Source organism: Streptomyces sp. NBRC 110035, assembly GCF_000829695.1.
Taxonomy (GTDB): Bacteria; Actinomycetota; Actinomycetes; order Streptomycetales; family Streptomycetaceae; genus Streptomyces.
This window is the reverse complement of the sequence record NZ_BBNN01000068.1, coordinates 1-12,311: the sequence shown is the minus strand read 5'-3', so window position 1 is coordinate 12,311 and position 12,311 is coordinate 1. Positions and strand designations below refer to the sequence as shown.

1 protein-coding gene and 1 pseudogene are annotated in these 12,311 nt (G+C 75.5%); both read left to right on the top strand.

Features of this window, described 5'->3' with window-relative positions; translation table 11 throughout:
• Positions 1-9,788 (top strand): type I polyketide synthase (locus TU30_RS38110; protein ID WP_042177050.1); only part of this gene is annotated, 9,788 nt, incomplete at its 5' end.
• Between the two features lie 50 nt (positions 9,789-9,838).
• Positions 9,839-12,311, top strand: a pseudogene (locus tag TU30_RS32190) (type I polyketide synthase); the annotation flags it as partial.

Sequence of the window (12,311 nt, the reverse complement as noted above, 5' to 3'; positions counted from 1 at the left end):
TGTCGGTGGCGGCGGTGAACGGGCCGTCGTCGGTGGTGGTGTCGGGTGACGCGGACGCGTTGGACGAGTTGCTGGTGGTGTGTGAGGCGCAGGGTGTGCGGGCGCGTCGGGTGGCGGTGGACTACGCGTCGCATTCGGCTCATGTGGAGCGTATCGAGGCGGAGTTGGCGGAGCTGCTGGCTCCGGTGGTGCCGCGTTCGGGTGGGGTTCCGTTCTATTCGACGGTGTCGGGTGGGGTGATCGACACCGTGTCGCTGGACGCGGGGTACTGGTATCGGAACCTGCGGGGGACGGTGGAGTTCGAGGCGGCGACGCGTGCGTTGCTGGCGGACGGTTTCCGGGTGCTGGTGGAGGTGAGTGCGCATCCGGTGGTGGCGACGGGGGTGCGTGAGACGGTCGAGGACGCGGGTGTCGCCGCGGGTGTGGTGGGCACGCTGCGGCGGGGTGAGGGGGGCTGGGAGCGGTTCACGCTGTCGCTGGGCGAGGCGTGGGCGTACGGAGCGGACGTCGACTGGGACGTCTTCTACGCCGGGACCCGGCCCCGCCGCGTCGACCTCCCCACCTACCCCTTCCAGCGGCAGCACTACTGGCCCCGCTTCGCCGACGCCTCCGGCGACGTCACCTCCGCCGGACTGGAGTCCCCCGATCACCCTCTGCTCGGAGCCTCGGTCGAACTCGCCGGTGGCGACGGACTCGTCGCCACCGCCCGCTGGTCCCTGCGCAGCCAGCCCTGGCTCGCCGACCACGCCGTGTCCGGCACCGTCATCGTCCCCGGCACCGCACTCGTCGAGTCCGTCATCCGCGCCGGCGACGTCCTCGGCGTCGGCAGCGTCGACGAACTGACCCTCCAGGCCCCCGTCGTCCTCCAGGAGCGCGGCGAGGTACAGGTCCAGATCGGCATCGGCGACGCCGACGACTCCGGCCGCCGCCCCGTCACCGTCCACACCCGGGCCACCGGACCCGACGGCGACACCGAGGACCTGTGGACCCTGCGCGCCCAGGGCACCCTCGCCGAACCGGGCACCCCCGCCGTGGCAGGGCCCGAGGACTTCACCGCCTGGCCGCCGCCCGGCGCCACCGCCCTGGCCGCCGACGGCTTCTACGACCTGCTTGCCGGCCGCGGCTATGAGTACGGTCCCGTCTTCCAGGGAGTCCGCGCCACCTGGCGGCGTGGCGACGACGTCTTCGCCGAGGTCGTCCTGCCCGACCAGGTGCGCGGCGACGCCGCCCGGTTCGGCATCCACCCCGCCCTGCTCGACGCCGCCCTGCACGCCGCCGGGCTCGCCCCCGGCGGCGACGACCGCACCGTCGTCCCCTTCGCCTGGTCCGGCGTGTCCCTGTACGCCACCGGCGCCACCGCGCTGCGCGTCCGGATCTCCCCGGCCGGCGAGGACACCGTCACCGTCCACCTGACCGACCCGAGCGGGGCGCCCGTCGCCGTCATCGACGCGCTGGCCGTGCGCGAGGTGGCCGCAGAGACCCTCGACCCGTCCGCACGGGCCGCCCGCGACTGGCTGTTCCACCTCGACTGGACCCCCCTCACGTCTGCCGTCACCCCCGCCGACGCGACCCGCTGGGCGGTGCTCGGCACCCCGGACGCACCCGTCACCGCCCCCGACGACACCGGCACCACACCGCTGTCCGTCCTCGCCGACCTCACGGCTCTCGACGACGCCACCGGCCAACGCCCCACCGCCGTGCTGCTGTTCGCCGGACAGGACGCGCCGGCCGCGGCCCGCCCCGACGACGACACCCCGGCCGCCCCGGACACCGTCCTCGGCGAGGTCCTGACCACCGTCAACGACTGGCTCGCCGACGACCGCACCGCGGAGATCCCGCTCGTCGTGGTCACCCGGGGCGCCGTCGCCACCGGACCCGGCGACCCCGCGCACGACCTGCCCGGCGCCGCCGTCTGGGGCCTGGTGCGCTCCGCGCAGTCCCAGCACCCCGGCCGCCTCGTCCTCGCCGACCTCGACGTCCACGAGGACTCCTGGCGGGCTTTGCCCGCCGCGCTCGCCACCGGCGAACCGCAGCTCGCCCTGCGCCAGGGCACCGCCCACGCGCCCCGGCTGGCCCGCCCCCGCACCGCCGACACCCTGACCGCGCCCGCCGGCACCGGCGCCTGGCGCCTCGACATCCCGGTCAAGGGCTCCGTCGACCAGCTGGAACTGGTGCCCTGCCCCGAGATCACCGCCGAGCCCGCGCCCGGACACGTCCTCATCGAGGTACGGGCCGCCGGACTCAACTTCCGCGACGTCCTCAACACCCTCGGCATGTACCCCGGACCCGCCGTGCTCCTCGGCGCCGAAGCCGCGGGCGTCGTCACCGCCACCGGCCCCGGCGTCACCGGCCTCGCCCCCGGCGACCGCGTCATGGGCCTGGTCACCGGCGGCTTCGGCACCCACGCCGTCGCCGACGCCCGCATGGTCGCCCCCGTGCCCGACGGATGGACCTTCACCCAGGCCGCCTCCGTCCCCGTCGCCTTCCTCACCGCCTACTACGGCCTGCGCGACCTCGCCGGCCTCACCGCCGGCGAGTCCGTCCTCGTCCACGCCGCCGCCGGCGGCGTCGGCATGGCCGCCGCCCAGCTCGCCCGCCACTGGGGCGCCGAGGTCTACGGCACCGCCGGCGACCACAAGCGGCGCCTGCTGCGCGCCGAGGGCTGGGCCGACGACCACCTGGCCTCCTCCCGCACCCTCGACTTCGAGGACCGGTTCCGGGAGACCAGCGGCGGACGCGGCGTGGACGTCGTACTGAACTCGCTGGCCGGTGAATTCGTCGACGCCTCGCTGCACCTGCTCGCCCCCGGCGGACGTCTCGTCGAAATGGGCAGGACCGACGTCCGCGACCCCGATCAGGTCACCCTCGACCACCCCGGCGTCGCCCTGTACCAGGCGTACGAACTGCGCGAGGCCGGCGAGGACCGCATCCGGGAGATGTTCGCCGACCTCACCCGCCTCTTCGCCGACGGCTCCCTCCGCCCACTGCCCACCGTCACCTGGGACGTCCACCACGCCCGTGACGCCTTCCGCCACATGGCGCAGGCCAAGCACTACGGCAAGATCGTCCTCACCGTGCCGCGCGCCTGGAACCCCGACGGCACCGTCCTGATCACCGGCGGCACCGGCACCATCGGCGGCATCCTCGCCCGGCACCTCGTCGCCCGGCACGGCATGCGCCACCTGCTGCTCACCGGCCGCCGCGGCCCCGACGCCCCCGGAGCCGCCGGCCTGCGCGACGAACTCACCGGCCTCGGCGCCGAGGTGACCGTCGTCGCCTGCGACGCCGCCGACCGCGACCAGCTCGCCGCGACCCTCGCCGCCGTACCCGCCGCACACCCGCTCACCGCCGTGGTGCACGCGGCCGGCGTCCTCGACGACGGCGCCCTCGAACACCTCACCCCCGACCGGCTGCGCACCGCCCTCGCCCCCAAGGCCGACGCCGCCCGCCACCTGCACCGCCTCACCCACGACCTCGACCTCGCGGACCTGGTGCTGTTCTCCGCCGGCGCCGGCGTCTTCGGCAACGCCGGCCAGGCCAACTACGCCGCCGCCAACACCTACCTCGACGCCCTCGCCCACCGTCGCCGCGCCGACGGCCTGCCCACCACCTCCCTGTCCTGGGGCCTGTGGGCCGACGCCAGCGCCATGACCGGCCACCTCGACGACACCGACCTCGCGCGCGTCCGCCGCTCCGGCGTCCTGCCGCTGTCCGCCGCCGACGGCATGGCCCTGTTCGACGCCGCGCTCACCGAGCAGCGCCCGCACCTGGTCCCCGTCCGCCTCGACACCGGCCGGCTGCGCACCGGCGACGGCGAGATACCGCACCTGCTGCGCGCCCTGTACCGGGGACCGGTCCGCCGCACCGCCGAAGCGGGCGCCGCAACCGGCACCGACGGACTGCGGCTGCGCCTGGCCGGCCTGTCCGCCGACGACCGGCTCACCCTCCTGCGCGACCTGGTCGCCACCCACGCCGCCGCCGTCCTCGGCCACACCGACCCCGACCAGCTGCACGGCGGCCGCGCCTTCCGCGACCTCGGCTTCGACTCGCTGACCGCCGTCGAACTGCGCAACCGGCTCAACGCCGCCACCGCGCTGCGGCTGCCCGCCACCCTCGTCTTCGACCATCCGACCCTCGCCGAACTCGCCGCCCACCTCGACGGCGAACTCTCCGGCGGCAGCCCCGCCACCGCGCCCGCCGCCCCGGCCCCCCTCCCGGCCGCCGCCCGGGGGGACGAACCGTTCGCCATCGTCGGCATGGCCTGTCGCCTCCCCGGCGGGGTGCGCTCCCCGGAGGACCTGTGGCGGCTCCTCGCCGACGGCGCCGACGCCATCGCCGAGTTCCCCGGCGACCGCGGCTGGGACCTCGACGGCCTCTACGACGCCCTGCCCGGCGACCAGGTCACCTCCCGCACCCGCGAGGGCGGCTTCCTGCACGACGCCGCCGACTTCGACGCCGACTTCTTCGGGATCTCCCCCCGCGAGGCCCTCGCCATGGACCCGCAGCAGCGCCTGCTGCTGGAGACCGCCTGGGAGACGTTCGAACGCGCCGGCATCGACCCCCGGTCGGTGCGCGGCAGCCGCACCGGCGTCTTCGCCGGCCTGTCATCCAGCGACTACCTCAAGCGCGTCGCCCACGTCCCCGACGAGATCGCCGGCTACGTCAACAACGGCAACGCCAACAGCATCGTCTCCGGCCGTGTCGCCTACTCCCTCGGCCTGGAGGGCCCGGCCGTCACCGTCGACACCGCCTGCTCCTCCTCCCTCGTCGCCCTGCACATGGCGCTCCAGGCGCTGCGGGCCGGCGAGTGCACCATGGCCCTGGCCGGCGGCGTCACCGTGATGTCCTCACCGGAGATCATCGTCGACTTCTCCCGCCAGCGCGGCCTCGCCGCCGACGGCCGCTGCAAGCCGTTCGCCGCCGCGGCCGACGGCACCGGCTTCTCCGAGGGTGTCGGCCTGATCCTCGTCGAGCGGCTCTCCGACGCCCGCCGCAACGGACACCAGGTCCTCGCCGTCGTGCGTGGCTCCGCCATCAACCAGGACGGCGCCTCCAACGGCCTGACCGCCCCCAACGGGCCCGCCCAGCAGCGCGTCATCCGCCAGGCCCTGGCCGACGCCGGCGTCAGCGCCGCCGAGGTCGACGCCGTCGAGGCGCACGGCACCGGCACCCGCCTCGGCGACCCGATCGAGGCCCAGGCCCTCCTCGCCACCTACGGCCAGGACCACGACCCCGAACGCCCCCTGCTGCTCGGTTCCGTCAAGTCCAACCTCGGCCACACCCAGGCCGCCGCGGGCGTGGCCGGCGTCATGAAGATGGTCCTCGCCCTGCGGCACGGCCTGCTGCCCAAGAGCCTGCACGTCGACGCGCCCACCCCGCACGTGGACTGGTCGGCCGGCGCCGTCAGCGTCCTCGCCGAGGCCACCGGGTGGCCCGAACCGGCCACCCCCCGCCCCCTACGCGCCGGTGTGTCGTCCTTCGGCATCAGCGGCACCAACGCCCACGTCATCCTCGAACAGGCCCCGGCCGAAACGGAGTCCGCCGTCGAACCGGAGTCCGCCGTCGACGACGCGCCGGAGGCCCGTGCCGACCGCCCGCTGCCCTGGATCCTGTCCGCCCGCAGCGACGCCGCCCTGCGCGGCCAGGCCCGCGCCCTGCTCGCCCACCTCGACGCGCACCCCGGCCTCGCACCCGCCGACATCGCCCTGTCCCTCGTGACCCGCCGGGCCACCCTGGAGAGGCGCGCCGTCGTCGTCGCCACCACCACGGGCGACTTCCGCGCCGGCCTCGCCGCCCTCGCCGACGGCACCCCCTCGCCCGCCGTGACCAGCGGCGGCCGGGGCGCCGGCCGCGACCGCAGGGCCGTCCTCGTCTTCCCCGGCCAGGGCTCCCAGTGGGCCGGCATGGGGGCCGAACTCCTCGACACCTCACCGGTGTTCGCCGCACGGATCGACGCCTGCGCCGACGCCCTCGCCCCGCACGTCGACTGGTCCCTCACCGACGTACTGCGCGGCACCGACGGCGCGCCCTCCCTCGACCGGGTCGACGTGGCCCAGCCCGCACTGTGGGCGGTGATGGTCGCGCTCGCCGAGGTGTGGCGCGCCCACGGCCTGAGGCCCGCCGCCGTCCTCGGCCACTCCCAGGGCGAGATCGCCGCCGCTGCCGTCAGCGGCGCCCTGTCCCTCGAGGACGCCGCGCGGATCGTCGCCGTGCGCAGCCTCGCCATCGCCCGCGAACTCTCCGGCCACGGCGGCATGGCCGCCGTCACCGCCCCGCACGACGACGTCACCGCCCTCGTCACCGACCTGCCCGGCGTCTCGGTCGCCGCCGTCAACGGCCCCTCCTCCGTGGTGGTCTCCGGCGACACCGACGGCCTCGACAGCCTCCTCGCCACCTGCGAGGAACGGGGCGTGCGCGCCCGACGCATCCCCGTCGACTACGCCTCCCACTCCGCGCACGTCGACCGGCTCGCCGAGACCCTGCCCGCCGCCCTGGACGGCATCGAACCCCGCGACGGCGACATCCCGTTCTTCTCCACCGTCACCGCCGACTGGCTGCCCGGCACCGCCCTGGACGCCCCCTACTGGCACCGCAACCTGCGCGGCACCGTCCGCCTGCAGGAGTCCCTGCGCGGCCTCCTCGACCAGGGCCACGACGTGTTCGTCGAGTGCAGCCCCCACCCGGTGCTCACCGCCGGCATCGAGGACACCGTCACCGCAGCCGGCGCCGACGCGGTCGCCCTGGGCTCCCTGCGCCGCGACGACGGCGGCACCGACCGGGTGCTGACCGCGCTGGCCTCCGCCCACGTCGCCGGCGTCCCCGTCGACTGGCGGCCCGCCGTCGTCCACGGCCGCCCCGTGGACCTGCCCACCTACGCCTTCCAGCGCGAGCGGTACTGGCTGGAGGCGACCGGCACCCAGGCCGACCCCACCGGACTCGACACGGTCGTACGGCTCGCCGACGGCGGCGCCGTCCTCGGCGGCGGGCTGTCGCTGACCGCACAGCCCTGGCTGGACGCCCACCGCGTGCACGGCACCGCCGTCGTGCCCGCCACCGCCCTGCTCGACTGGGCGGTACGGGCCGGCGACGAGACCGGCAGCCCGACCGTCACCACCCTCGACGAGCACACCCCGGTCGCCGTCCCCGAACGGGGCCGCGTCGACCTCCAGATCACCGTCTCCGCACCCGAGGGTACCGGCGGCGACCCGGGCCGGCGCACGCTCACCGTCCACTCCCGCGTACCCGACCCGGACGGCACCGACGTGCCCTGGACCCTGAACGCCACCGGCACCCTCACCGCCGGCGGCCCTGCGCCCGCCCCGGCCGGACCGGACACCTGGCCGCCCGCCGGCGCCCGTCCCGCCGACCCCGCCCGGGCCCACGACCGGCTCGACCGCAGCGGCCTGGACACCGGCACCGCCTTCCGCACCCTGCGCGCGGTGTGGCAGCACGGCACCGACCTCCTCGCCGACGTGGAACTCCCCGAGGACGCCCGCGCCGACGCCGGCCGGTTCCGCGCCCACCCGGCGCTGCTCCAGACGGCCCTCGCCCTGGCCGCCACCCCCGAGCACGCCACCGCACCCGCGCTGCCGTACCGCTGGCAGGACGTGACCACGTACGCCACCGGCGCAACCCGGCTGCGTCTGCGGCTGACCGGCGACGGCGGCACCTGGACGGTCCACGCCCACGACGGCACCGGAGCCCCCGTCCTCACCGCCACCGCCGCCACCCGCCCGGCCACCCCCGACCGGCTCCCGTCCGCCACCGCCCCGGACGCCCTGCACCGCGTCGAGTGGACCCCGTGGACCGATGACACCGACCCCGCGGACCTCACCGGCCCCTGGGCGGTCGTCGGAAGCCCCGGACGCCTCACCGCCGCTCTCGAACGCGCCGGCGCCACCGTCCACGTCCACGCCACCCTCGACGACCTCACCGCCGCCCTCGACAGCGGCGACACCGAACAGCCGGCGCTGGTCGTCGTCCCCCACACCCACGACAACGCCACCGCCGGCGCGGCCGCCCGGGACACCGCGTCCGCCGCCCACACCTCCGCCCACCGGGCACTGCACCTGGCCACCACCTGGCTCAGCGACCCGCGCCACACGGCCACCCGGCTCCTCGTGGTGACCGAGGGCGCCCTCGCCACCGGACCCGACGACAGTGTCCCTGCCCTCGCCGACGCCACCGTCTGGGGCCTGCTGCGCTCCGCCCAGACCGAACACCCCGGCCGCTTCCTCCTCGCCGACCTCGACCCGAACACGGACCTCCCGGCCACGGACACCACGGACGGTGACCGCGCCGACGCCTCGGCCACCGCCCTGATCGCCGCCGTTGCCGCCTCCGACCGCACCGGCGAGCACCAGTTCGCCGTACGCTCCGGTACCGTCACCGTGCCCCGCCTGGTCCGCGCCGACCGCGACGGCACCACACCCGCGGACAGCACCCCGTGGGGCGACGACACGGCGACCGGCACCGTCCTGGTCACCGGCGGCACCGGCGCCCTCGGCGCCCTCGTCGCCCGGCACCTCGTCGCCCGGCACGGCGTACGCCACCTGCTGCTCACCGGCCGCCGCGGCCCCGACGCCCCCGGAGCCGCCGGCCTGCGCGACGAACTGACCGCCCTCGGCGCCGAGGTCTCCGTCGTCGCCTGCGACGCCGCCGACCGCGACCAGCTCGCCGCGACCCTCGCCGCCGTACCCGCCGCACATCCCCTGACCGCCGTGGTGCACGCGGCCGGCGTCCTCGACGACGGTCTCCTCGACACCCTCACCCCCGAACGCCTCGACCACGTCCTGCGGCCCAAGGCCGACGCCGCGTGGAACCTGCACGAACTGACCCGCGACACCAAGCTCTCCGCGTTCGTGCTGTTCTCCTCCTACGCGGGCCTCGCGGGCGGCCCCGGCCAGGCCAACTACGCCGCCGCCAACGCCTTCCTCGACGCACTCGCCCAGCACCGGCGTGCCCGCGGCCTCACCGCCGTCTCCCTCGCCTGGGGCTTCTGGGAGAACAGAAGCGAGCTCACCGGCGCCCTCGACGGAGCCGACCTCGCCCGACTGGAGCGGGCCGGCATCCGCCCCCTGACCTCCGACCAGGGCCTCGGCCTGCTCGACGCGGCCACCGCCCTGGACACCGCCCACCTGGTGCCCGTACGACTCGACCCGCGCGTCCTGCGCGCCGGCCAGGTGCCCCCGCTGCTGCGGGCCCTCGCCCGGCCGGCCGTCCGCCGCGCCGCCGACACCGCAACCACGGGCGGACCGCAGGACTTCCGCCGCAGGCTCGCCGCACTCAGCGGCCCCCGGCAGCAGGCCCTGCTGCACCGCACGGTCCTCGGCCACGTCGCCGCCGTCCTCGGCCACGCCTCCGCCGAGGCCCTGGACTCCGGGCGTGGCTTCCTCGACCTCGGCATGTCCTCCCTGACCGCGGTCGAACTCCGCAACCGCCTCAACGCGGAGACGGGCCTGACCCTGCCCACCACCCTCATCTTCGACCACCCGGACCCGGCCGCCCTCGTCCGCCACCTGCGGGACGAACTCGGCACCGGCCCCGCCGGATCCGGCGACGCGGACCAGCCCGTCTTCGCCGAACTGGCCGGCCTCGAGGCCGCCCTGAACGGCACCGAACTCGACGACCAGGACCGGGCCCGCCTGGCCAAGCGTCTCCGGGCCCTCCAGTGGAAGCTCGACGCCACCACGGAGACCCCCGGCGACGAGCGCGACGACTCCGACCTCGACACCACCACGGACGACGAGATGTTCGACCTGATCGACAACGAACTCGGCCTCGCCTGACGTCCCCGGCCGGCCACCGCGTCCTTCCAGAACCAGAGGATCCCACCCCCATGGCAAGCTCCGAAGACAAGCTCCGCGACTACCTCAAGAAGGTCACCGCAGACCTGCGTCGCACCCGGCAGCGGCTTGAGTCCGTCGAGGCCGGACAGAGTGAGCCGATCGCCGTCATCGGCATGGCCTGCCGCTTCCCCGGCGGCGTCCGCTCCCCGGAGGACCTCTGGCGGCTCGTCGCCGACGGCACCGACGCCGTCGGCCCGCTGCCCGAGGACCGCGGCTGGGACCTCGACTCCCTCTACGACCCCGACCCCGGCACCCCCGGCAAGAGCTACGTCCGCGAGGGAGGCTTCCTCGACGGCGCCGCCGACTTCGACGCCGACCTCTTCGGCATCGCCCCCCGCGAAGCCCTCGCCATGGACCCCCAGCAGCGGCTCCTGCTGGAAACCGCCTGGGAGGCCGTCGAACGCGCCCGCATCAGCCCCGCCTCCCTCCGCGACACCGACACCGGCGTCTTCGTCGGCGGCGCCGACACCAACTACGGCTCCCTGTCCCGCACCACCGAGGAGACCGAGGGCCACAACCTCACCGGCGGCGCCATGAGCGTCCTGTCCGGCCGCATCTCCTACACCCTCGGCCTGGAGGGCCCGGCGGTCACCGTCGACACCGCCTGCTCCTCCTCCCTGGTCGCCCTCCACCTCGCCGCCCGCGCCCTGCGCGCCGGCGAGTGCTCCCTCGCCCTGGCCGGCGGCGTCGCCATGATGCCGACCACCGAACTCTTCACCGAGTTCTCCCGGCAGCGCGGCCTCGCCCCCGACGGCCGCTGCAAGCCCTTCGCCGACTCCGCCGACGGCACCGCCTGGGGCGAGGGCGTCGGCGTCCTCCTCGTCGAGCGCCTCTCCGACGCCCGCCGCAACGGCCACCAGGTCCTCGCAGTCATCCGCGGCACAGCGGTCAACCAGGACGGCGCCAGCAGCCGCCTCACCGCCCCCAACGGACCCTCCCAGCGCCGGGTCATCGAGGCCGCCCTCGCCGACGCCCGCCTCACCCCCGACCAGGTCGACGCCGTCGAGGCCCACGGCACCGGCACCACCCTCGGCGACCCCATCGAGGCCCAGGCCCTCCTCGCCACCTACGGCCAAAACCGGCCCGCCGACCGGCCGCTGCGCCTCGGCGCCGTCAAGTCGAACATCGGCCACGCCCAGGCGGCAGCCGGTGTCGCGGGCGTCATCAAGATGGTCATGGCGATGCGCCACGGCCTGCTGCCCGCCATCCTGCACGTCGACACGCCCACCTCCCACGTCGACTGGACCGCCGGCGCCGTCGAACTCCTCACCGAGGCCACCCCCTGGCCCGCCGCCGACCACCCCCGCCGCGCCGGCGTCTCCGCCTTCGGCATCAGCGGCACCAACGCCCACGTCCTGCTGGAACAGGCCACCGATTCCGCCGGCACGGACAACGGGGACGAAACGCCCGCCACCGACGGCGCGGAACCGGAGACTCCGGCCGTCGATCCCGCCGTCACCCCGTGGCTGTTGTCCGCCCGCTCCGAGGCCGCGCTGCGCGCCCAGGCCGAACGCCTCCTCGCACACGTCAACGCCTCGGCCGCCGGTTCCCGGCACGCCGACATCGCCCTCTCCCTGGCGACCAGCCGCGCCCCGCTCCCGCACCGCGCGGTGGTCCTCGCCACCGACCCCGACACCACCGCCCAGGCCCTCACCGCCCTCACCGGCGCCGTACCCCACCCCGCCGTCCTCGAAGGCACCGCCCTGGGCGGCTCGACCGCCTTCCTGTTCTCGGGTCAGGGTTCGCAGCGGCTGGGGATGGGTCGTGAACTGTACGGCCGTTTTCCGGTGTTCGCGGAGGCGTTCGATGTGGTGTGTGCGGGGTTGGACGGTCACCTGGGGCGGCCGTTGCGTGAGGTGGTCTGGGGCGAGGACGCGGAGGCGCTGAACCGGACCGCGTATGCCCAGGCGGGGTTGTTCGCCCTGGAAGTGGCGTTGTACCGCCTCCTGGACGCCTGGGGGGTGCGGCCGGAGTTCGTGGCGGGGCATTCGATCGGTGAGATCGCGGCCGCGTATGTGGCGGGTGTGTTCTCCCTCGCGGACGCGTGTGCGTTGGTGGCTGCGCGTGGCCGGTTGATGCAGGCGCTGCCTGCCGGTGGTGTGATGGTGGCGGTCGAGGCGACGGAGGCGGAGGTGCTGCCGTACCTGACCGACGGGGTGTCGGTCGCGGCCGTCAACGGGCCTTCTTCGGTGGTGGTTTCGGGTGTTGAGGCGGCGGTGGAGGCTGTGGCGGGGGTGTTCCGTGAGCGGGGGCGTCGTACGTCCCGGCTGCGGGTGTCGCACGCGTTCCACTCGCCGCTGATGGAGCCGATGCTGGAGGAGTTCCGCAGGGTCGCCGAGAACCTCTCCTACGCCGACCCGCTGCTGCCCGTGGTCTCCAACGTGACCGGCCGCATCGCCGCACCCGGCGAACTCACCACGCCCGCGTACTGGGTGACCCATGTCCGTGAGGCGGTGCGCTTCG